General features: G+C 63.9%; 21 protein-coding genes. 13 read left to right on the top strand and 8 right to left on the bottom strand.

What is annotated here, in order from left to right:
- Positions 1-192 precede the first annotated feature (192 nt).
- The 10 genes from J3361_RS13485 (at position 193) to J3361_RS13440 (ending at position 8705) form a co-directional block, all read left to right on the top strand.
- A complete protein-coding gene (locus J3361_RS13485) occupies positions 193-1011 on the top strand; it encodes a transporter substrate-binding domain-containing protein (RefSeq protein ID WP_207964995.1) in 819 nt (272 codons plus the stop codon).
- A gap of 10 nt (positions 1012-1021) precedes the next feature.
- Positions 1022-2797, top strand: coding sequence for an aconitase family protein (locus tag J3361_RS13480; protein WP_207964994.1), 1776 nt, complete (start codon positions 1022-1024; stop codon positions 2795-2797).
- Positions 2790-3455 (top strand): amino acid ABC transporter permease, encoded by a 666-nt coding sequence (locus J3361_RS13475; RefSeq protein WP_057452167.1) that lies wholly within the window; start codon positions 2790-2792, stop codon positions 3453-3455. The genes J3361_RS13480 and J3361_RS13475 overlap by 8 nt, the downstream gene beginning before the upstream one ends.
- Before the next feature lie 12 nt (positions 3456-3467).
- Positions 3468-4118 (top strand): amino acid ABC transporter permease, encoded by a 651-nt coding sequence (locus J3361_RS13470; RefSeq protein WP_207964993.1) that lies wholly within the window; start codon positions 3468-3470, stop codon positions 4116-4118.
- Entirely contained in the window at positions 4111-4833 is a 723-nt protein-coding gene (locus J3361_RS13465) for an amino acid ABC transporter ATP-binding protein (protein ID WP_207964992.1), read from the top strand. Before J3361_RS13470 ends, J3361_RS13465 begins: the two co-directional genes overlap by 8 nt.
- A gap of 120 nt (positions 4834-4953) precedes the next feature.
- Positions 4954-5982 (top strand): proline racemase family protein, encoded by a 1029-nt coding sequence (locus J3361_RS13460; protein ID WP_207964991.1) that lies wholly within the window; start codon positions 4954-4956, stop codon positions 5980-5982.
- Positions 5983-6132: 150 nt separating this feature from the next.
- Entirely contained in the window at positions 6133-7050 is a 918-nt protein-coding gene (locus J3361_RS13455) for a dihydrodipicolinate synthase family protein (RefSeq protein ID WP_003202565.1), read from the top strand.
- 220 nt (positions 7051-7270) lie between these two features.
- Positions 7271-7825, top strand: a complete 555-nt coding sequence (locus J3361_RS13450; RefSeq protein WP_207964990.1) for a DinB family protein — start codon at positions 7271-7273, stop codon at positions 7823-7825.
- A 26-nt stretch (positions 7826-7851) separates the two neighbouring features.
- Positions 7852-8202, top strand: a complete 351-nt coding sequence (locus J3361_RS13445) for a DUF6152 family protein (RefSeq protein ID WP_207964989.1) — start codon at positions 7852-7854, stop codon at positions 8200-8202.
- The gene (locus J3361_RS13440) at positions 8202-8705 is read left to right on the top strand and encodes a DUF6644 family protein (protein WP_207964988.1); all 504 of its coding nucleotides are present in this window, start codon (positions 8202-8204) and stop codon (positions 8703-8705) included. The genes J3361_RS13445 and J3361_RS13440 overlap by 1 nt, the downstream gene beginning before the upstream one ends.
- A 65-nt stretch (positions 8706-8770) precedes the next feature.
- Here J3361_RS13440 and J3361_RS13435 read toward each other — a convergent pair whose 3' ends face one another.
- The 5 genes from J3361_RS13435 to J3361_RS13415 form a co-directional block, all read right to left on the bottom strand.
- Entirely contained in the window at positions 8771-9835 is a 1065-nt protein-coding gene (locus J3361_RS13435) for a 2,3-butanediol dehydrogenase (protein ID WP_225917632.1), read from the bottom strand.
- 83 nt (positions 9836-9918) lie between these two features.
- Entirely contained in the window at positions 9919-11031 is a 1113-nt protein-coding gene (locus J3361_RS13430; RefSeq protein WP_207964987.1) for an acetoin dehydrogenase dihydrolipoyllysine-residue acetyltransferase subunit, read from the bottom strand.
- The gene (locus J3361_RS13425) at positions 11031-12047 is read right to left on the bottom strand and encodes an alpha-ketoacid dehydrogenase subunit beta (RefSeq protein ID WP_207964986.1); all 1017 of its coding nucleotides are present in this window, start codon (positions 12045-12047) and stop codon (positions 11031-11033) included. Before J3361_RS13425 ends, J3361_RS13430 begins: the two co-directional genes overlap by 1 nt.
- A 34-nt stretch (positions 12048-12081) precedes the next feature.
- Complete coding sequence (locus J3361_RS13420) at positions 12082-13059, bottom strand: thiamine pyrophosphate-dependent dehydrogenase E1 component subunit alpha (RefSeq protein ID WP_053119650.1); 978 nt, start codon at positions 13057-13059, stop codon at positions 12082-12084.
- Between the two features lie 2 nt (positions 13060-13061).
- Positions 13062-14135, bottom strand: coding sequence for an NAD(+)/NADH kinase (locus tag J3361_RS13415; RefSeq protein WP_207964985.1), 1074 nt, complete (start codon positions 14133-14135; stop codon positions 13062-13064).
- A 340-nt stretch (positions 14136-14475) separates the two neighbouring features.
- Between J3361_RS13415 and J3361_RS13410 the strand changes: the two genes are divergently transcribed.
- The gene (locus J3361_RS13410; protein ID WP_207964984.1) at positions 14476-16341 is read left to right on the top strand and encodes a sigma-54-dependent Fis family transcriptional regulator; all 1866 of its coding nucleotides are present in this window, start codon (positions 14476-14478) and stop codon (positions 16339-16341) included.
- A 4-nt stretch (positions 16342-16345) separates the two neighbouring features.
- Here the strand turns inward: J3361_RS13410 and J3361_RS13405 are convergent, their stop codons facing one another.
- From J3361_RS13405 to J3361_RS13395, 3 genes are all read right to left on the bottom strand, one after another.
- Positions 16346-16675 carry a hypothetical protein gene (locus J3361_RS13405; RefSeq protein WP_053119980.1) on the bottom strand — a complete coding sequence of 110 codons (330 nt, stop codon included), beginning with the start codon at positions 16673-16675 and terminating at the stop codon, positions 16346-16348.
- 330 nt (positions 16676-17005) lie between these two features.
- The gene (locus tag J3361_RS13400) at positions 17006-18226 is read right to left on the bottom strand and encodes a cytochrome c biogenesis protein DipZ (RefSeq protein ID WP_207964983.1); all 1221 of its coding nucleotides are present in this window, start codon (positions 18224-18226) and stop codon (positions 17006-17008) included.
- 168 nt (positions 18227-18394) lie between these two features.
- On the bottom strand, positions 18395-18658 hold the full coding sequence (locus tag J3361_RS13395; protein ID WP_207964982.1) for a DUF2790 domain-containing protein: 264 nt from the start codon (positions 18656-18658) through the stop codon (positions 18395-18397).
- Between the two features lie 224 nt (positions 18659-18882).
- Between J3361_RS13395 and J3361_RS13390 the strand changes: the two genes are divergently transcribed.
- Entirely contained in the window at positions 18883-19623 is a 741-nt protein-coding gene (locus tag J3361_RS13390) for a response regulator (RefSeq protein ID WP_003202589.1), read from the top strand.
- Positions 19620-20930, top strand: coding sequence for an ATP-binding protein (locus tag J3361_RS13385; RefSeq protein WP_207964981.1), 1311 nt, complete (start codon positions 19620-19622; stop codon positions 20928-20930). Before J3361_RS13390 ends, J3361_RS13385 begins: the two co-directional genes overlap by 4 nt.
- The last annotated feature ends 161 nt before the right edge of the window (positions 20931-21091 follow it).

Genomic DNA, 21091 nt, shown 5'->3' with positions numbered 1-21091 from the left:
CATCTGTAACACCCCAAGCCAACGTAGCAACTTGCCTGATGCGCCACCGCTCGGCGAAAACGCCTCTAGATCAACCCTCCAATGCCATTACCGCGCCCCACGTCAAAACAGGCATGTTGATTGCTTATCTAATATCGTATACGAAATCCTCAATACGATATCTCACCGCGTTTATACGACAGCGAGGCATTTATGAAAAACCCTGCATTGGCCGTAGCCCTCAGCGTTGTCCTCACCCCGCTTTTCATCGCACCCGCCCACGCCGACAAGCTCGACGACATCATCGGCTCAGGCAAGCTACGTTGCGCCGTGACCCTGGACTTCCCACCCATGGGCTTTCGCGATGAAAAAAATAAACCGGCGGGCTTCGACGTGGACTATTGCAACGACTTGGCGAAGGTCCTCGGCGTAGACGCCGAAGTGGTGGAAACCCCATTCTCCGACCGAATCCCCGCGCTGTTGTCCGGCCGCGCCGACGTCATCGTCGCTTCCACCTCCGACACCCTGGAGCGAGCCAAGACCGTCGGCCTGACCGTGCCCTACTTCGCCTTCCAGATGGTGGTGCTGACCCGCGACGACACCGGCATCAACAGCTACGCCGACCTCAAGGGCAAGAAACTTGGCAACACCAGCAGTACCTACGAAGCCATCGCCTTGGAAAAGGATCAGAAGAGCTGGGGCAGCGGCAGCTTCCGCGCCTATCAATCGCAGAACGACACCCTGCTGGCCGTTGCCCAGGGACACATCGATGCCACCGTGGTGACCAACACCGTCGCCGCCGCGACCCTCAAGTCGGGCAAATACAAGGGCTTGAAGATTGCCGGTGACGCCCCCTACGTCATCGACTACGTGTCCCTCGGCGCCAAGCGCAGCGAGTACGGCCTGCTCAACTACCTCAACCTCTTCGTCAACCAGCAGGTGCGTACAGGCCGCTACAACGAACTGTTCGTCAAATGGGTCGGCACCGACATCCCGCCGGCCAACCTGACCGTTCCCCAGGTCTATTACTGAGGATCGGCCCATGCCAAGCACGCCTGTCCGTGTGAAAGGCCGCAGCCTGGTGGAGGGTGCCGCCCAGGGCGCCCTGTTGTTCACCGATGTGGGCCTGAGTTTCTGGGGCGGGGTCGATCCGGCCAGTGGCGAGGTCATCGACCGCCACCACCCCTTGAGCGGCGAGCGCCTGGCCGGGCGCGTCTTGGCGATTCCCAGTGGACGCGGCTCCTGTACCGGCAGCAGCGTCTTGATGGAACTGATCAGCAACGGCCACGCCCCCGCCGCCCTGGTGTTGGCCGAAGCCGATGAAATCCTGACCCTGGGCGTGCTGGTGGCGCAGGTGATTTTCCAGCGGTCCCTGCCGGTGTTGTGCGTGGGACACGAGGCCTTCAACGGGCTGCGCGGCCAGGGTTTTGTCCGCCTCGAAGGCGATGTCCTGACCCTCACCGGGCGCCGCCCCAACGACGGCTGGCAAGGTTCGGAGGCATCGTCGCAGCCGCTGACCTCAACCCTGAAGCTGACCGAGCAAGACCAGGCATTACTCGACGGCACCCACGGCCAGGCCGCCCGGGTGGCGATGCACATCGTGCTGCGCATGGCCGAGATCCAGGGCGCCACGCAGTTACTGGACGTGACCCAGGCTCACATCGACGGTTGCATCTACACCGGCCCGGCCAGCCTGCGCTTTGCCGAACAACTGGTGCAGTGGGGGGCGAAGGTGCGCGTCCCCACTACCCTCAACGCCATTTCCGTGGACCAGCGGCGCTGGCGGGAACTGGGCGTCGATCCGGCCCTGGGCGAGCCAGCCAGTGCCTTGGGGGATGCCTATATGGCGATGGGCGCCCAACTGAGTTTCACCTGCGCACCCTACCTGCTGGACACAGCGCCAACGCTCGACGAGCAAATCGTTTGGGCCGAGTCCAACGCGGTGGTCTACGCCAACAGCGTGCTGGGCGCGCGCACGCAAAAGTACCCGGACTTCCTCGACATCTGCATCGCCCTGTGCGGACGGGCGCCGTTGGCGGGCTGCCATCTCGACGACCCACGCAAGGCCCGGCTGATCGTCGACGTGCCGGCACTGGGTCAGGTGGATGACAGTTTCTACCCATTGCTGGGCTACCACATCGGCAGCCTGACCGGCCGGCGCGTCCCCTTGATACGCGGCCTGGAGCACGCCGCGCCGAGCCTGGACGACCTCAAGGCCTTCGGCGCAGCCTTCGCCACCACCAGCGCCGCGCCGTTGTTCCACATTGCCGGGGTGACACCGGAAGCCCTCGACCCTGCCGATGTCCTGTCAAGCGACGTCACCGTGCCGCAGGAAAGCGTCGATGCCGCAGGCCTGCTTGCCAGTTGGCGCGAGCTCAACAGTGCCCGCGACAACTGGGTGGACGTGGTGTCCCTGGGCAATCCGCATTTCTCCCTCAGCGAATTCGCCGCCCTCGCGACGTTGTGTGCGGGCCGGATCAAGCATCCGTATGTGGTGTTGGCCATCACCTGCGGCCGAGCAGTGCTGGAACAAGCGCGCAAAGCCGGATACCTGACTGCCATCGAAGCCTTTGGCGCGGTGCTGGTGACCGACACCTGCTGGTGCATGTTGGGTGAGCCGGTGATCCCGCCCCAGGCCACCACGCTGATGACCAACTCCGGTAAATATGCTCATTACGCACCGGGCCTGGTCGGTCGCGGGGTGCATTTTGCCGCCCTCGCCGACTGCGTCGAGGCCGCCTGCACTGCCGCGACCCACGGCCAGCCGCCGACGTGGCTGCAACCCACTGCCCGCACCTGGAGCCAGACCCATGTTTGACTACAGCTTCCAGTGGCGCCCGGCCTTGCGCGCCCTGCCCGACATGCTCGCCGGGGCCTGGGTGACCTTCGAGACCGCCGCCCTGTCGATGATTTTCGGCGTGCTGATCGCCCTGGTACTGACGGTGATGCGCCAGGCCCCGAATCGCCTGCTGCGGGGCGTGGGCAATGGCTGGGTGTCCATCGCTCGCAACACGCCCTCGCTGTTCCAGATCTACATCCTCTACTTCGGCCTCGGCTCCCTCGGCCTGCACGTCAGTTCCTGGCTGGCCTTGCTGGCCGGGATCACCTTCAACAACGCCGGCTACCTGGCGGAAAACTTTCGCGGCGGCCTCAAGGCCGTGCCCGGTACGCAAATGCGCGCCGCCCGCTCCTTGGGGATGAGCGCCTTCCAGGCGTACCGGATGATCATCGTCCCGCAATTGTTGCGCATCGTCTTCTACCCGCTGACCAACCAGATGGTCTGGGCGGTGCTGATGACGTCCCTGGGGGTGGTGGTCGGCCTGAACAACGACCTCACCGGCGTGACCCAGGAATACAACGTCAAGACCTTCCGCACCTTCGAATACTTCGCCCTCGCGGCGCTGCTGTATTACCTGATCGCCAAGTTGATCGTCGGCTTGGCCCGGCTGTTGTCCTGGCGCTTGTTTCGGTATTGAGGAGGGAGGGTCATGTTTTCTACAAGCCTTACCGTCAACGACCTGCTGTATTTGCTCGAGGGGGCCTGGGTCACGCTGCAACTGACCGTGTGGTCGATCCTCATGGGCACCCTCGCCGGGTTGCTGTTTGGCCTGTTGCGGGCGCTGTTGCCGCGGGCCAGCCTGCCACTGGCCTGGCTGCTGGACGTGTTTCGCAGCGTGCCGCTGCTGATCCAGTTCGTGTTGTTCAATTCCCTCAAGAGCATCGTCGGCCTGAACCTCAGCGCCTTTGCCGTTGGTTGCATCGTTCTCGGGGTCTATGCCGCCGCGTACTTCACCGAGATCGTTCGTGGTGGCGTGTTGGCGGTGCCGTTGAGCACCCGCCGGGCCAGTCGGTCGCTGGGCCTGAGCTATGGGCAGGACCTTCGCTTCATCGTCCTGCCGATTGCCACGCGGGTGGCGTTTCCCGGCTGGCTGAACCTGGTGCTCGGTGTGATGAAGGACACTGCCCTGGTGATGTGGATCGGCATTGTCGAATTGCTGCGGGCCTCGCAAACCATCGTCACGCGCATTCAGGAACCCCTGCTGGTGCTGTGCATCGCGGGCCTCATTTACTACGTCATGAGCCTGGTGGTCGCCCGCCTCGGCGCACGTCTGGAAAGAAGGTGGCAGGAAAATGATTGAGATCGAAAACGTGCACAAATCCTTCGGTGACCTGGAAGTGGTCAAGGGTGTGAGCCTGACGGTGGACAAGGGCGAAGTGGTGTCGATCATCGGCGGTTCCGGCTCCGGCAAGTCGACCCTGTTGATGTGCATCAACGGCCTGGAGCCGATCCAGAAAGGCAGCATCCGCGTGGACGGCATCGAGGTCCATGACCGCGCCACCGACCTCAATCGCCTGCGGCAGAAGATCGGCATTGTGTTCCAGCAATGGAATGCCTTCCCCCACCTGACCGTGCTGGAAAACGTGATGCTGGCGCCGCGCAAGGTGTTGGGCAAAAGCAAACAGGACGCCGAGGCCCTGGCGGTGCAGCAGCTTGAGCACGTGGGCCTGGGGGACAAACTCAAGGCCTTCCCCGGCAAGCTTTCCGGCGGCCAGCAGCAGCGCATGGCCATCGCCCGGGCCTTGGCGATGTCACCGGACTACATGCTCTTCGACGAAGCCACCTCGGCCCTCGACCCGCAACTGGTGGGCGAAGTGCTGGACACCATGCGCATGCTCGCCGAAGACGGCATGACCATGGTGCTGGTGACCCACGAGATCCGCTTCGCCCGGGACGTGTCCGACCGCGTGGCGTTTTTTTGCAATGGCCGGGTCCATGAGATCGGACCGCCGGACCAGGTGATTGGTAATCCGGTGCAGCTGGAGACGGCGGCTTTTCTCAAGTCGGTGAAATAGCGGATGGCCCCATCGCGAGCAGGCTCGCTCCCACAGGGCCTTATGTACACCACAGAGCTCTTTGTGGGAGCAAGGCTTGCCCGCGATGAGGCCCGACCAGACAACACAAGGATTTGATCCATGCGCTCATCCAGAATCATCCATGTCGTCAGCTGCCACGCCGAAGGCGAAGTCGGCGATGTGATCGTCGGCGGTGTCGCCCCACCCCCCGGCGCCACCGTGTGGGAGCAGTCACGCTGGATCGCCCAGGACCAGACCCTGCGCAACTTCGTCCTCAACGAGCCCCGTGGCGGGGTGTTCCGCCACCTCAACCTGCTGGTCCCAGCCAAGGACCCACGGGCGCAAATGGCCTGGATTATCATGGAACCGGCCGACACCCCACCGATGTCCGGCTCCAACTCGCTATGCGTCGCCACCGTGTTGCTGGACAGCGGCATCCTGCCGATGACCGAACCCCAGACCCGCCTGGTGCTGGAAGCCCCGGGCGGCCTGATCGAAGCCGTGGCTGACTGCCGCGACGGCAAGGTGCAACGGGTCGAGATCAAGAACGTACCCTCCTTCGCCGACCGCCTCGATGCCTGGATCGAAGTCGAGGGACTGGGTTCGTTGCAGGTGGACACCGCCTACGGCGGCGACAGCTTTGTCATCGTCGATGCCCAGCGCCTGGGTTTTGCCATTCGCCCGGAGGAAGCCGCCGAACTGGTGGCCGTGGGCTTGAAAATAACCCGCGCCGCCAACGAGCAATTGGGTTTCGTCCACCCGCTGAACCCCGACTGGTCGCACATCTCGTTCTGCCAGATCGCCGCGCCCATCGTCCGTGAGAACGGCATTAACACCGGCGCCAACGCCGTGGTGATCCAACCCGGCAAGATCGATCGTTCCCCCACCGGCACCGGCTGCTCGGCGCGCATGGCGGTGTTGCAGGCCAAGGGGTTGATGCAGGTCGGCGAGCGGTTTATCGGCCGCTCGATCATCGGTTCCGAATTCCACTGCCGCATCGACTCACTGACCGAGGTGGCCGGACGCCCAGCGATTTATCCGTGCATCGCCGGACGAGCGTGGATCACCGGGACCCATCAGTTGCTGCTCGACCCGGCCGATCCTTGGCCCCAGGGGTATCGGCTTTCGGACACCTGGCCCGGCGCATGACTCCCGGACTCGCATCGCCCCCTGTGGGAGCAAGGCTTGCCCGCGATGAAGCTGACACGGTCTGCCATGGGAACCGCGGCGCCTGTATCGCGAGCAAGCTTTGCTCCCACACCCCCCTTGCCACAAACCATTAACAACCGGAGACAACCCATGAGCAAACGCATCAACTGGAGCGGCGTCTTCCCTGCCGTCACCACCCAATTCAACGATGACTTTTCCATCAACCTGGAAAAAACCCACCAAGTGATTTCCAACGTCATTCGCGATGGCGTTTCCGGCCTGGTGGTCTGCGGGTCGGTGGGGGAAAACACCTCCCTGAGCGCCGAGGAAAAAATCGCCGTGACCGAAGTCGCGGTGGACGCCTCCCGGGGCCGGGTGCCGGTGATTTGCGGCGTGGCCGAGTTCACCAGCGTGCAGGCCGCCAAGGTTGCCAACGCGGTGCGCAAGGTCGGTGTCGACGGGGTGATGCTGATGCCGGCGCTGGTCTACGGCTCCAAGCCCTTCGAGACCGCCGAGCATTTCCGCTACGTGGCCCGCCATGCCGACGTGCCGCTGATGGTCTACAACAACCCGCCGATCTACAAGAATGACGTGACGCCGGACATTTTGATTTCCCTGGCCGATTGCGACAACGTCGTGTGTTTCAAGGACTCCTCCGGCGACACCCGGCGCTTCATCGACGTGCGCAATGAAGTCGGCGATCGCTTCGTGCTGTTCGCCGGTCTCGACGACGTGGTGCTGGAAAGCCTTGCCGTGGGCGCCGAAGGTTGGGTTTCGGGCATGTCCAACGTATTCCCGCAGGAAGGCGAGACCATTTTCCGCCTGGCCCGCGCCGGACGGTTCGCCGAAGCGATGCCGATCTATGAATGGCTGATGCCGATCCTGCACCTGGACGCCCGCGCCGACCTGGTGCAATGCATCAAGCTGTGCGAAGCCATCGCCGGCCGCGGCAGCGCCCTCACCCGCCCACCGCGCCTGGCCCTGCCGGAAGCGGACCGGGTGTATGTGGAGCAGATCATGGCCAAGGCCTTGGCCAATCGACCGGTGTTGCCGGATGTGGGGCTTTGATCACAAGGCATGGCGCTAACCGGCGGTGGTTGTGCGGCCGCCATCGCGAGCAGGCTCGCTCCCACAGGGATCGATGGTGAACGCGCAATAGTTAGCTCATGCGACTCAACCTGTGGGAGCGAGCCTGCTCGCGATAGCGGTCTGCCAGAGCCGGCTATGCTGGATGTGCCGACCAAATCGCGAGCAGGCTCGCTCCCACAAAGTCTTGACGAGGCTTCCCATGAACTATTTCCTGGCCCAGGCCCTGAACAACCGATGGGCCAACCACAGGCTGCTCGGCGCCTGCGCGCAGTTGAGCGAGGCCGACTACGCGGCGCCGCGCACGGGATTCTTCCCGTCCATCCAAGCCACGCTTTGCCACATCCTGGAAGTGGACCGCTATTACCTCACCGCCCTGGAAGGCGACCGTGACGGCCAGATCAAGGATTTCTCCGAGACCCTGGCCTTTGCCCAACTGATGCACAACCAGACCCAGACCGACCAGCGGCTGGTGGCGTTCTGCGAAGCCCTGCGGGAGAAAGACCTGGCCCGTTCCGTCGACCTGATACGAGCCGACGGCCAAGTGCGCGAACGAATCGACCGGCTGCTGTTGCACCTGTTCGAGCATCAGATCCATCATCGTGGCCAGGTCCACGGCATGCTCAGCGCCACCCACGTCGCGCCGCCACAACTCGATGAGTTTTTTCTCGACTGCGACCGACCGTTTCGCAAGAACGAGGAGCAACTGCTTCAATTGGATGAACGGCGGGTCTGGCGCGAATACCTGCCTGGTTGAATCGACCACCCAAAGGAGACCTTGCCATGAACTTCATTCTTCGTAGCATCGGTTTGGCGTTGATGCTGATCACCACGGCGGCACTCGCCCACCACGGCTGGAGCGAATACGACGCCAGCAATCCCCTGACGCTGGAAGGCACGATAAAGGAAGCCGGCTATTCCCATCCCCATGGCTACGTACGCCTGCAAACCACCGACAAAACCTGGACCGTCGTGCTGGCCCCACCGTCGCGCATGGAGAATCGGGGGCTGAGCAAAGACATGCTCAAAGCGGGTAACCGCGCCACCGTGGTCGGCTATGCCAACCGCAACAAACCCGACGAGTTACGTGCCGAACGCATCACCATCGACCACAAGACCACCGAGTTGCGCTGATGCAGGCCTCCCAGGCAGGCTCGGCCCAAGTCTGGATGGACCAACTGGGCGATTCGTCCCTGGCATTGGCCATGCGCAGCGAGCTGTGGCTTTATCCGCTGGTGGAAGTGGTGCACATCATCGGCTTTTCGATATTGGTGGGCGCGGTGGTGATGTTCGACCTGCGCCTCCTCGGGCTGTCCAAGGGCATCGCTGTGAACGCCCTCGCCCGTCACCTGTTACCCTGGGCCGTTGCGGCCCTGCTGTTGATCGTGCCCGCCGGGTTGATGATGTTCAGTGCTCACCCCCATGACTTTGCCGGCAACAACGTCTTCATCCTCAAGCTGTTCCTGATCGCGGTGGCGGGCCTCAACGCCCTGCTGTTCCACGTTGGCACCTACCGTTCCGTCCAGCAATGGAACACCGGCCATAAGGCTCCCGGCCTGGCCAAGGTCCAGGCATTGGTTTCCATGGCCCTGTGGATTGCGGTCATATTCTGCGGCCGCCTGCTGGCCTACACCTGAGCTACACCTAAAAAAGAAGCGATGGCCGCTGCCGGCCATCGCCAAAACCGCCCACCCGGGCGCTCTCAAATCCGTGCGGGAGACACGATGATCTTCACGTTGTGCTCCTTGTTGTTGACCAACTCCTCGAAGCCCTGCCCGACGATCTCTTCCAACTGGATGCGTCCCGTCACCAACGGCGAGATGTCCAGGCGCCCATCGGCGATGAAGGCAATCACGTCGGCGAACTCACCGTTGTAGGCCAGCGCGCCCAGCACTTGCTTCTCCGTGGAGACCAGCTCGAAGAAGTTGAACTCGCTCGGTTCCTCGAAAATGCCCACCAACACACACTTGCCGGCCTTGCGGATCAGGTCGATGGCCAGCTTGGCGGTGTGCTTGTTGCCAATGCATTCGAAACTGACATCGGCACCCAGGCCACCCGTCAGGCGCCGAACTTCGGCCAAGGCGTCGCATTCATTCGGATCGATCACATGGCTGGCCCCGACTTCCAGGGCCTTGGCCTTGCGCGCACCGGACATTTCCAAGGCAATCACCTGGGCCGCGCCAGCCGCCTTGGCACACATGATGGTGCACAGGCCGATGGTCCCGGCGCCCACTACCACGACGTTCTGGCCCAGCAGGCTGCCGGCCTTTTTCACCGCATGCATGCCCACCGCCAGTGGCTCGATCAACGCACCGGCCTCGGCGGGGAAATCGGCCGGTAGTTTGTAGAGCAGGTTCGCCGGGACGTTGACCAGCTCCGCGAACGCACCGTTGTTCATCAACCCGGTGAACGCCAGGTTCTCGCAAATGTTGTAGAGCCCATGGGTGCAGTAGTAGCAAGTGCCGCAGTGCTGGCAGGCGTCCGCCGCCACTGGCTCGCCGACACTGAAACCCTCGACGCCGGCGCCCAGTTCGACGATCTCGCCGCAGAACTCGTGGCCAAGGATGCACTGGCCTTTGATTCCGGTCAGCGGGTGTGGCGCGTCCACCGGGATGAACACCGGCCCGGCCACGTACTCGTGCAAGTCGGAGCCGCAGATGCCGCACCATTGCACACGGATCTGCACCCAACCGGCGGGGGGCGAAACCGGCAGGGGCACGTCTTCGACGCGGATGTCGTTGCGGCCATGCCAGACGGCGGCGCGCATGCTGCGGGTCGGCTTGATAGAAACGTTCATAGCGTTGCCTCCAGAATTTTTATAGGGCGACGACGCAAGCGCCGCCCGCTTGGTCAGTGCTGTCCGATGAACCCGTTGATCAGCCGATTGACCTGCTCGGCCGCTTCCATCTGCACCATATGGCCTTGGCCCGACAGCACCTCGACCCGCGCTGATAACCCTTCGGCGTGAGACGCCGGGATGATTGCGTCGTCGCTGCCCCAGATCACCAGGGTCGGCACGTGGCCGGCCTGCACCACTTCGCGCAGGTCCGCCTGCTGGCGGCCGTCGGCGAACAACGTCGCTGACAACTGCTGCAGCGCCGCGTCCACACCTTCCAGGCGCTTGTACTTGAGCATGTCGTCGAGCATCTGACGGTTGACCAGCTCGGCATTCGAGAACAGTTGCACCAACTGTGGCTTGAGGGCGTTGCGGTTGGCCGCTTCGACGAACCCTTTCAGGTAGCTGCCGTTGATCTGCGCACCCAGGCCGGCACTGCCGATCAAGGTCAGCGAGCGTATCCGCTGGGGCATCAGGCGCGCGGCGTTCAGCGACACCGCCCCCCCCATGGAATGCCCCACCAGATGCACAGCGTTGATGTCCAGGTGATCGAGCAAGGCCAGCACCACGCCGCTCAGTTCGTCCAGGTCGCCGCGTTGCAGGGTCTTCGACGATTCGCCGTGGCCCGGCAGGTCCAGGGCAATGACCCGTCGCCCGGCCGCCAGGGCTTCATGGTTGAACAGCCAGTTGTTCAAGTCGCCGCCAAAACCGTGCACCAGCACCAGCGGCGTACCGCCCTCGCCGCGCTCGAAATAGCGGATCACCCGGCCGTCCAACTCGACTTTCTGTGGTTTCGGACCACTGTCCTCATCAGCCGCGTCGCCGGGGACGAAGTTGGATTGGAACTGCTCGATGACCGCATCGATCTCGGCGTCGCTGGCCTCGCCTTCGACGACGATGCCGAGCAAGGCGCCGACCGCGAGGGTTTCGTCCTGCCGGGCAACCTGGCGGCGCAGGATTCCAGAGAACGGCGCCTCGACGCTGCTGGAGATCTTGTCCGTCTCGACGTCCATCACTTCCTCGCCCTTGGTGATGGCCTGGCCCTCCTCCTTGAGCCAGGCATCGACCCGGCCCTCGGTCATCGACAGGCCCCACTTGGGCATAGTCAGGGTATGAATCTGGCTCATCAGCGCTTGCTCCACTCGATCACGTTGAGCACGGCTTGTTCGATCTTCGCCGCGTCAGGGATGTACAGGTCTTCCAGGGAATCGGAGAACGGCACCGGGGTGTGCGGCGCGGTGACCATTTCAATCGGGGCCTTGAGCGCGCCAAAGGCTTTTTGCGCCACCAGCGCCGAGATATCGGTGGCCATGGAGCAGCGTGGGTTGGCCTCGTCGATCACCACCAGGCGCCCGGTCTTCTCGACACTTTCCAGGATGCTGTCCTCGTCCAGCGGGCTGGTGGTGCGCAGGTCGATAACCTCGCAGTCGATGCCGCGTCCGGCCAGGCTACGCGCGGCGTCCATCGCGGTGTTGACCATGCGCCCGTACGAGACCAGGGTCACGTCCTTGCCATCGCGCAGGAAGTTGGCCTCGCCAAAGGGAATGGTGTAGAGCTCTTCCGGCACTTCGCCCTGCATGCTGTAGAGCAACTTGTGCTCGCAGAAGATCACCGGGTCGTTGTCGCGAATAGCCTGGATCAGCAGGCCCTTGGCGTCGTAGGGCGATGATGGGCAGACCACTTTGAGCCCCGGGATGTGCGTCCACAAAGACGTGAGCATCTGCGAATGCTGGGCGGCGGCGCGCAGGCCGGCACCGACCATGGTGCGGATCACCAGGGGTGTCGAGGCCTTGCCGCCGAACATGTAGCGAAACTTCGCCGCCTGGTTGAGGATCTGGTCCAGGCAGCACCCGGCGAAGTCGACGAACATCAGTTCGCACACCGGGCGCACGCCGCAGGTGGCCGCGCCGACCGCCGCGCCGACGTAACCGATTTCCGACAGTGGAGTGTCCAGCACGCGCCCGGGGAACTGGTCGTAAAGCCCCTTGGTCACCCCGAGCACGCCGCCCCAGGCGTCGTTTTCACCGGGGGCGCCGGCGCCACCGGCCACATCCTCCCCCATGATGAACACGCTGGCGTCGCGGCGCATTTCCTGGGCCAGGGCTTCGTTGATTGCCTGCTGATAGCTGATTTTTCTCGCCATGATGAAATTCTCTGTTCTTGTTTTAGGAGGGCGTTCAGGGATAGCTGACGTAGACGTCGGTCAGCAGGTCCGCTGCAGAGGGCTTGGGATCGGACTTGGCCTTGTACACGGCGTTTTCAATCAGCAGGTCCACTTCCTTGTCGATCTGGTCCAACTGCTCGACGGTGAGCAAACCGGCCCGGGTGGTGCGCTCGCGGAACTGCATCAGGCAGTCCTGGTTTTCGCGGAAATGCTTGACCTCGTCGGGTGCGCGATAGGTCTGGGCGTCGCCTTCGAAGTGGCCGTAGTAGCGGGTCAGCTTGACCTCGATCAGCGACGGCCCTTCCCCGGCACGGGCGCGTTCGACGGCGGCTCCGGCGGCCTCATGGACGGCGAAGAAGTCGAAGCCGTCCACCGTCACGCCGGGCATGCCGAAGCCGGCGGCGCGGTCGGCGATGTGATCGCAGGCCACCGACCAGTTGGAAGCGGTGGCTTCGGCGTAGCCATTGTTTTCAGCGATGAACAGGCACGGCAGGTTCCACACCGAGGCCATGTTCATGGCTTCGAACACCGCGCCTTCGTTGGAGCCGCCATCGCCGAAAAACACCACGGCGACGCTGTCGGTGCCCTTGAGGCGGGCCGCCAAAGCCGCGCCGACCACCAGTGGCGCGCCGGCGCCAACGATGCCGTTGGCACCGAGCATGCCTTTCTCGAAATCGGCGATGTGCATCGAGCCACCCTTGCCTTGGCAGACGCCGGTTTTCTTGCCGTAGATCTCGGCCATCATTCCGTAGACGTCCACGCCCTTGGCGATGCAATGGCCGTGGCCACGGTGGTTGGAGGCGATGCAATCGTCATCGCCCAGGTGGGCCATGACGCCGGCGGCCGACGCTTCTTCGCCGGCATACAAGTGGACGAAACCGGGGATCTCGCCAGTGGCGAACTCCACGTGTAGGCGCTCTTCAAAGGCGCGGATGGTGCGCATCACCTGGTAGGCGTGCAGCAGTTGATCGTGGGTGAGCGGTGTCGACATTTTTATTCTCCTGGGGTGTCTTCTTGAAGATTCAGAGGGTGTTGCGGGTGCTCGCGGCCGATGGCCAACAAGCGTTGTTGCGCGGCGTAGGCCAGCACCGCGTTGACGTCGATGCTCAGCGGACCGCCGGCATCGAGGGTGACCGTGGGCCGGTCATGGACGTTGAATTCGATTTCCCGTTCGCCATCCAAGGCCAAGGTGCCGCTGGACAGCGACAAGCCATGGGCGACGTCGGGTTCCAAAGGGCCGGCGGCGAGCACCCCACAGCCTTGCAACAGGCCCGGGGCGAGCGGCACCAGCAGCGCTTCGGGGGATTGCGGGTCCAGGCGCATCCAGGCCCCGCCCGGTGCCTGGCGGGACACCGGGAACCACAAGCCGCACAACGCCGACAGGCCAATGGATTGCGGTTCGGCGAAAGTCACGAAAACTTCGGCCAGGTCCTGGGCGCGGCTGATGGCCCGGGCGCCGACAAAACGCAGCGGCGACACGGCGACGTCCACCAGGGCGACTTCGCGCAAGCCACGTCCGGCATCGCAGACCAGCAGGCGCTTGTTGCGGCGCAAACCGATCGCGTCCGGGATCCGGCCGCTGGCGTACAACCCACCGGCCAGCCCGGCACTGGTGGCCTCGCGCAGCTCGGGAAAGGCGTTGTTGGTGCCGGTGGACAGGGTCAGCAACGGGATGTCGCCCACTTCGGCGGCCACTGCCTTATGGGTACCGTCGCCGCCAAGCACGGCGATCAACGCCACCTCGCGCTCGGCCATCAGACGTGCGGCCCGGCGGGTGTCCTCAACGGTCTGGCGCAGGGTCAGGTCGAGGAATTCCAGGGCCGGCCAGTGGCTGCTGCGGGCCTGGCGGCTGTGGCTGTTTTTCAGCACGGCGGCGGCCATGCCGATCATGTCGGTGGGCATCAACACCTGCTCGATGCCGGTGGCGCCGAACGCGGCCAGCAGGCGCTGGATCACCGAAACCTTATCGGTACTGGAAAACAGCCCGGCATTGGCGGTCAGGCGCCGCACGTCACGGCCCGATGCGGGGTTGGCGATGATGCCCACGGTCAGCGGTCGGCGGCTCATGGCGCCACCGTGGACGGTGTGGGCAAACGGCCTGGGCAGGAAGACATAGACACCTCGTTGTTATTATTGGAGGCCCGTCGGGCGGGTTCCAGGCATAGAGCAAGGGCGGTGCCAGTTGCGAAAAAAACCTGCGAGAAGGCCGAACCAGAGCGGTCCCGAGACGATTGACGAAGCAGCGGACCGAGCCCCGGTGAGACGCCCCATGTCAGCCTGCACGAGGTTGCGGCGAGACACTGAGACGTGGCGTCTCACGCCACCCGGACAACCCGTCGAGCTTGTCTGCACCCGGCGAACGGCGCTTAATGTGCGCACAACGACAAGAAGCTGAATCGGAGGCCCCATGCTTTCCGCTCACTCCCGGGCGCACGTGGATTGCGTCAGCCGCGTGGTGAAAAACGCGAACCAATTGCCACAACTGCCCGTCCCGGACCTGATCCTCGACTCCTGGCGCCGTTCCCTGGAGCAACACCACCTCGACCCGGGTTCGCTGCAGGGCCCACGCATCCTCTCCCAGGACGTGCTCAAGCAATGCCGAGAGCGCTCCGAGCTGTTCCTCAATATCGCCAGCGAAGAAGTGGCCCGCCTCCATGGCCGGGTGCGCGATGCCGACTATTGCGTACTGCTGACCGATGCCCAGGGCCAGACCATCGACTATCGGGTGGAAACCACGATTCGCAATGACTGCCGCAAGGCCGGGCTGTACCTGGGCACGTGTTGGTCGGAGGGCGAAGAAGGCACCTGTGGCGTGGCGGCGGTGCTCACGGCCAAGGCCCCGGTAACCGTGCACAAGCGCGATCATTTCCGCGCGGCGTTCATCGGCCTGACCTGTTCCGCCGCACCGGTCTTCGATCCCCAGGGTGAATTGCTCGGCGTGCTGGACGTCTCGGCGGTGCGCTCGCCGGATGATCGCCGCTCGCAGCACCTGATCCGGCAAATGGTGGTGCAGAGCGCCCGGGAGATCGAACAGGCGTTTTTCATGAGCAGCGCCCAGGGCTATTGGGTGCTGCGGGCCCATCGCAACCCCGGCTACGTCGACAGCCAGCCGGACTTCCTGTTCGCCTGGGATGACGACGGTTGCCTGCAAGCCCTGAACCCGGCTGCCCGCCAGTACCTGCTGCAACAGTACGGGCAGTTGCCGCAACACATCGGCCAAGTGTTCGACCAGCAACGGCTGCACCGCGCCCGGGACGAAAGCCTCTGCTTGCTCGATCACGCCCTACACGGGCGCTTGAGCGCGCCGCGCCAGCGGGCCAACCCGCGTCCACGGGTGGCGATGACGCCTGCCGAGATCGACCCGCGCCTGGCCGACAGCCTGCGCCTGGCGGTGCGGGTCAAGGATCGCAACCTGCCGGTGCTGATCCAGGGCGAAACCGGTGCAGGCAAAGAAGTCTTCGCCCGCCAGTTGCACCAGGCGAGCCAGCGCCGCGAGCGCCCTTTCGTGGCGCTGAACTGCGCGGCCATTCCCGAAAGCCTGATCGAAAGCGAATTGTTCGGCTACGTCGCCGGGGCGTTCACCGGCGCCTCGGCCAAAGGCATGCAGGGCCTGTTGCAACAGGCCGATGGTGGCACCTTGTTCCTGGATGAGATCGGCGACATGCCGCTGGCCTTGCAGACCCGACTGCTGCGGGTACTGGCCGAGGGTGAAGTGGCACCACTGGGGGGATCCCGGCGCAAGGCCGTCGACATTCAGGTGATCTGCGCCACCCACCGCGACCTGGAGACGCTGGTGGCCGCCGGCGAGTTTCGCGAGGATTTGTATTTCCGCCTCGGCGGTGCGCGTTTTCAGCTACCGCCGTTACGGGACCGCAGCGACCGGCTGGCGCTGATCAATCGAATTCTTGCCGAGGAGTCGGCGCTCTGCGGGGGAACCGTGCAGTTGAGCGGCGCGGCCCTGGAATGCCTGCTTGGCTATCACTGGCCGGGCAATGTCCGCCAGTTACGCCATGTGCTGCGCTATGCCTGCGCGGTGTGCGAAGCCAGTGTGATCCAGCTCAGCCACCTGCCCGAGTCGTTGCACTGCACTAAGGCCGTCGATCAGGGTCCGGAGCCGAGCGCCAGCCCGGAACGCCAGGCGTTGCTCGATGCCTTGGTGCGCCACCGCTGGAAGCCCACCGCCGCCGCCCGGGCCTTGGGCATTTCCCGGGCGACCCTGTATCGACGGGTACACCAGCACGGCATCGAGATGCCAGGCCGCAGCCCCGCCTGAGCACCTAGCGGCGCGCCAGCTCATGACGGACACACTGCTCGTAGTAGGTCTGCTTGACCGCCGCGGGCTTGAGACGCGAAGCGCTGTTGTAGGTCTGCTCGGTAATGCCCAGGGCGGTCATGCGCATCCAGGGCCGGGGAAACTTGCGCACCTGCAACTTCTTGCGTGCGCCGTACAGGCTGACGCCAGACAGCTTCGACGCCTGGGCCCCCGCCGCAATGTCCGAACCCCAGCGGCACACCGATTGCTGGTTCTGCGTCAGCGCCCTGGCCTGGGCCTCGAGCGAGACGGCAGCCAAGAGAAACGTCGCCACGACCCACATAGAAATACGCATAGGTTTGTCGCCCAACTTTCTGAAAGGAAAGAAGTTTGCCTCTCTGCAGATGAGCAAGGGGCCAGCATTCGCAGGCCATTCTCGAATCCGCATGCAACCCATTGTGGCGAGGGAGCTTGCTCCCGCTGGGCCGCGCAGCGGCCCCCCTGTATTTGCCTGACACACCGAGTCTGTCATGGCTTTTTTGGGGCCGCTTCGCAGCCCAGCGGGAGCAAGCTCCCTCGCCACGGGGACGGCATGCTTTCGCCATCTGCGACATTCGTCCACAAGTGACGCGCCAAACTAGAAACAGCTAGAAAAAATTATCTCAATCAATTGAAATTAAAGAGTTTAGTTAACAATCCGGCTAGCCTTCGCCTCCTCCAACAACTGCTGGATCACCTGCTCCTGCTCGCCATAACGCCCTTCACCAAAATGGCTGTAGCGCACCTGCCCCTTGGCATCGATGAAGTAATGGGCCGGCCAGTATTGGTTGTTGAAGGCGCGCCAGATCGCATACTGATTGTCGATTGCCACCGGATAGTGGATGTCCAGCTTGCGCACCTGCTCGCGGACGTTGTCGATGATCTTCTCGTAGCCGTATTCCGGGGTGTGGACACCGATCACCACCAGCCCATCCTTTTCATACTTCTTCGCCCAGCCGTTCACATAGGGCAAGGTGTGCTGGCAGTTGATGCAGTCGTAGGTCCAGAAGTCCACCAACACCACCTTGCCCCGCAGCGACTCGCTGCTCAGCGGCGGCGAGTTCAGCCATTGCACCGCGCCGTCCAGCGCAGGCATGGCGCCTTGGGCGTCGAGGGTCGGCATGGCACTGGCGCCGGCCTTGCTCACCACGTAGTCGATGGCCTTGGGCACGTTCTCCAGCAGGCTTTTTTCCAAGGTGGTCGATTGTTGAGACGAAGTCGCCGCCAACAAGCGGTCATCCGCCCCAGTGCCAATCGCCACGGCCGCCAGTAACACCGCCAGCCCCGTGCCACGGCGCAGCCAGGTGGTCATCGGCAGCGAGAGCTTCAGGCGCCCGACCAGACCACGCCCGGCCAGGATCAGCGTGCCCAGGGACAAGGCACTGCCCAGGCCGTAAGCGAGCAGCAACAGGCTGGTTTGCGCGCTGGCGCCTTGCAGCATGGCGCCGGTCAGGATCACCCCGAGTATGGGCCCGGCGCACGGTGCCCAGAGCAACCCGGTTGCAACGCCGATCAGCACCGAGCCCACCGGCCCGGCCATCCGCCCGGCCCCGGCGTCCAGGCGATTGCCCAGGTTGACCAGCGGCCGCGCCAGCCAGATGCCAACCCGGCTGAAGATCAACGACAGGGCGAACACCCCCATCACCACCAACGCGACTTGCCGACCGACGCTGCTGGCGCGCACCACCCATTCGCTGCTGACCACCGCCAGGCTGGAGACCAGGGCGAAGGTCAAGACCATGCCGCCGAGGGTCAGCAGCACCGAGCTGCGGGAGCGATTGGCCCGGGCGAACAGAAACGGCACCACCGGAAGAATGCAGGGGCTGAGGATCGTCAGGATCCCGCCGAGAAATGCGATCAGAAGCATGGCAACACCTCAATTAGTAAAGGCTGACGTTAACCCTGTGGCGAGGGAGCTTGCTCCCGCTGGGCTGCGCAGCAGCCCCCGAAATCAATCTGACAATTGGGTGCGTCAGGAAATAAAAGGGCCGCTTCGCGCCCCAGCGGGAGCAAGCTCCCTCGCCACAAAAGCAGGTCAGTTCTGGTTGGTGCAGTTATCGGAAAACTTGCGGTAGTCCAGCGCCTGCTGGTGGCCTGCCGAATCCAGGTAGGTCATGTGGGCGTTGACCACGCCGCAGGTCGGCTCGGTGTCTTCGGTGAGGGAAAGCACCTTCTGGATGTCCAGGTGGCTGCCGTAGGTGTAGGTGTGCGGTTGCACGTTGCTTTCGGCCCGGGCCGACAGGGTGCAGATGTTCAGCGCGGCGAAAAGGCAGGCAGCGTAGACGGCTTTGGTGTTCATGGCGATTCCTCGATTCAATGGGGGTTTATCTGCCGAGGCCTGTTGTGTGCCTCGATGGATGCCATTGAATGCCCCGCAGGTATCGCGTCTGTATCGAGCCCGGTGGCTTTTTGCATCGCTGTGTATCCGTCAGGCGCCAGATACACTGCAATACAAACCGCCGCGAGCCGGGCTGGCCGGGGCCTGTAGACTGCTCACAACGAAACGCCGAGGAGCGGGACACCATGGATCATGTCGATCACGTGCTGATAGTGGATGACGATCGCGAGATCAGAGAGCTGGTTGGCAACTACCTGAAGAAGAATGGCCTGCGCACCACCGTTGTCGCCGATGGCCGGCAAATGCGCGCCTTCCTCGAAACCACCCCGGTGGACCTGATCGTGCTGGACATCATGATGCCCGGCGACGACGGCCTGGTGCTGTGCCGGGAATTGCGTGCCGGCAAGCACAAGGCCACGCCGGTGCTGATGCTCACCGCCCGCAACGACGAAACCGACCGCATCATCGGCCTGGAAATGGGCGCCGACGATTACCTGGTCAAGCCGTTCGCCGCCCGTGAGCTGCTGGCGCGGATCAACGCCGTGCTGCGCCGCACCCGCATGTTGCCGCCCAATCTGGTGGTCACCGAAAGCGGTCGCCTGCTGGCGTTCGGACGCTGGCGCCTGGACACCACCGCCCGCCACCTGCTGGACACCGACGGCACCATGGTTGCCTTGAGCGGCGCCGAGTATCGGTTGTTGCGGGTGTTCCTCGATCATCCGCAACGGGTACTCAACCGCGACCAGTTGCTTAACCTCACCCAGGGCCGGGACGCCGACCTGTTCGATCGCTCCATCGATTTGCTGGTCAGCCGCCTGCGCCAGCGCCTGCTGGACGACGCCCGGGAACCGGCCTACATCAAGACCGTGCGCAGCGAAGGCTACGTGTTCTCGCTGCCGGTGGAGATTCTCGAGGCGTCGGTATGAACCTGCCGCTGCGCTGGCCGCGGACCCTGGCCTCGAGGCTGTCGCTGATCTTCCTGATCGGCCTGATCCTGGCCCAGGGCCTGTCTTTCGGCGTCCAGTACTACGAGCGCTACCAGAGCGCCAAGTCGACCATGCTCGGCAACCTGGAGACCGATGTATCGACCTCGGTCGCGATTCTCGACCGGCTGCCTGCCGCCGAACGCCAGGCCTGGTTGCCGAAACTCGCCCGACGCAACTATGGCTACCTGCTCGACGAAGGCCAGCCCGGCCAACCGATGGACCTGGCCGACGCGCCGGTCTCGGTCAGTTCGATCCAGGACGCCATTGGCCAGGCCTATGGCCTGACCTTCAAGCAGATTCCCGGGCCAAAAATGCACTACCAAGCGCACCTGCGTCTGGCAGACGGCAGCCCGCTGACCATCGACGTACGCCCGGCGATGGCGCCCCTCTCCCCTTGGCTGCCAATCGTGTTGCTGGGGCAATTGACACTGTTGATCGGCTGCACCTGGCTGGCCGTGCGCATCGCCGTCGGCCCCCTGACCCGGTTGGCCCAGGCGGTGGAAACCCTCGCCCCCAACGCCCACAGCGTCCGCCTGGACGAAAAAGGCCCGACCGAAGTGGTGCATGCGGCCAAGGCCTTCAACGCCATGCAGGACCGCATCGCCACCTACCTCAAGGAGCGCATGCAGTTGTTGGCGGCGATTTCCCATGACTTGCAGACCCCCATCACGCGCATGAAGCTGCGCGCCGAATTCATGGACGAAGGAATCGAAAGGGACAAATTGTGGAGCGACTTGAGCGAAATGGAGCACCTGGTGCGTGAAGGCGTGGCCTATGCCCGCAGCATCCACGGCGCCACCGAGGCCAGTTGCCGGATCAGCCTGGACGCGTTCCTCGACAGCCTGGTGTTCGACTACCAGGACACCGGCAAGGACGTGCAACTGTCCGGGAAAAACGCCGCCGTCATCGATACCCGTCCCCATGCCCTGCGGCGGGTGCTGGTGAACCTGGTGGACAACGCCTTGAAATTCGGCGGCGCAGCGCAGATCCAGGTGCAACCGGCCGACAACGGGCAATTGGCGATCCAGGTACTGGACCGTGGCCCCGGCATCAGCGAGCAGGAACTGGCCGAAGTGCTCAAGCCGTTCTACCGGGTGGAAAGCTCGCGCAACCGGGAGACCGGCGGCACCGGCCTGGGCCTGGCCATCGCCCAGCAACTGGCGATCGCCATGGGTGGCTCACTGACCCTGAGCAACCGCGACGGCGGCGGGCTCTGCGCCGAATTGCGCCTGGCATTCACAAACTGACACCCCCCCACACTGTTTTGGGGCGCTGCAAATAGGGTGCCTTACCCAAACTCCCCCTGTGGGAGCGGGCTTGCTCGCGAAAGCGGGGCATCAGCCAGCATCCATTCAACTGACCTGACGCATTCGCGAGCAAGCCCGCTCCCACACTGTTCTGTGGCGCT

Source organism: Pseudomonas sp. OA65 (assembly GCF_017498305.1).
In the GTDB taxonomy this organism is placed as follows: Bacteria; Pseudomonadota; Gammaproteobacteria; order Pseudomonadales; family Pseudomonadaceae; genus Aquipseudomonas; species Aquipseudomonas zanjanensis.
Note: the sequence above shows the minus strand (reverse complement) of the source record. Positions and strands in the feature narration are given on the sequence as shown.

Coding starts and splice junctions, on each gene's coding strand:
- J3361_RS13440 (WP_207964988.1), top strand. CDS start 8,202: ATGCAGGCCTCCCAGGCAGGCTCGGCCCAAGTCTGGATGGACCAACTG.
- J3361_RS13410 (WP_207964984.1), top strand. CDS start 14,476: ATGCTTTCCGCTCACTCCCGGGCGCACGTGGATTGCGTCAGCCGCGTG.
- J3361_RS13465 (WP_207964992.1), top strand. CDS start 4,111: ATGATTGAGATCGAAAACGTGCACAAATCCTTCGGTGACCTGGAAGTG.
- J3361_RS13385 (WP_207964981.1), top strand. CDS start 19,620: ATGAACCTGCCGCTGCGCTGGCCGCGGACCCTGGCCTCGAGGCTGTCG.
- J3361_RS13420 (WP_053119650.1), bottom strand. CDS start 13,059: ATGTCGACACCGCTCACCCACGATCAACTGCTGCACGCCTACCAGGTG.
- J3361_RS13480 (WP_207964994.1), top strand. CDS start 1,022: ATGCCAAGCACGCCTGTCCGTGTGAAAGGCCGCAGCCTGGTGGAGGGT.
- J3361_RS13390 (WP_003202589.1), top strand. CDS start 18,883: ATGGATCATGTCGATCACGTGCTGATAGTGGATGACGATCGCGAGATC.
- J3361_RS13400 (WP_207964983.1), bottom strand. CDS start 18,226: ATGCTTCTGATCGCATTTCTCGGCGGGATCCTGACGATCCTCAGCCCC.
- J3361_RS13475 (WP_057452167.1), top strand. CDS start 2,790: ATGTTTGACTACAGCTTCCAGTGGCGCCCGGCCTTGCGCGCCCTGCCC.
- J3361_RS13405 (WP_053119980.1), bottom strand. CDS start 16,675: ATGCGTATTTCTATGTGGGTCGTGGCGACGTTTCTCTTGGCTGCCGTC.
- J3361_RS13445 (WP_207964989.1), top strand. CDS start 7,852: ATGAACTTCATTCTTCGTAGCATCGGTTTGGCGTTGATGCTGATCACC.
- J3361_RS13395 (WP_207964982.1), bottom strand. CDS start 18,658: ATGAACACCAAAGCCGTCTACGCTGCCTGCCTTTTCGCCGCGCTGAAC.
- J3361_RS13435 (WP_225917632.1), bottom strand. CDS start 9,835: ATGCGCGCCGCCGTCTGGCATGGCCGCAACGACATCCGCGTCGAAGAC.
- J3361_RS13430 (WP_207964987.1), bottom strand. CDS start 11,031: ATGAGCCAGATTCATACCCTGACTATGCCCAAGTGGGGCCTGTCGATG.
- J3361_RS13485 (WP_207964995.1), top strand. CDS start 193: ATGAAAAACCCTGCATTGGCCGTAGCCCTCAGCGTTGTCCTCACCCCG.
- J3361_RS13470 (WP_207964993.1), top strand. CDS start 3,468: ATGTTTTCTACAAGCCTTACCGTCAACGACCTGCTGTATTTGCTCGAG.
- J3361_RS13455 (WP_003202565.1), top strand. CDS start 6,133: ATGAGCAAACGCATCAACTGGAGCGGCGTCTTCCCTGCCGTCACCACC.
- J3361_RS13415 (WP_207964985.1), bottom strand. CDS start 14,135: ATGAGCCGCCGACCGCTGACCGTGGGCATCATCGCCAACCCCGCATCG.
- J3361_RS13450 (WP_207964990.1), top strand. CDS start 7,271: ATGAACTATTTCCTGGCCCAGGCCCTGAACAACCGATGGGCCAACCAC.
- J3361_RS13460 (WP_207964991.1), top strand. CDS start 4,954: ATGCGCTCATCCAGAATCATCCATGTCGTCAGCTGCCACGCCGAAGGC.
- J3361_RS13425 (WP_207964986.1), bottom strand. CDS start 12,047: ATGGCGAGAAAAATCAGCTATCAGCAGGCAATCAACGAAGCCCTGGCC.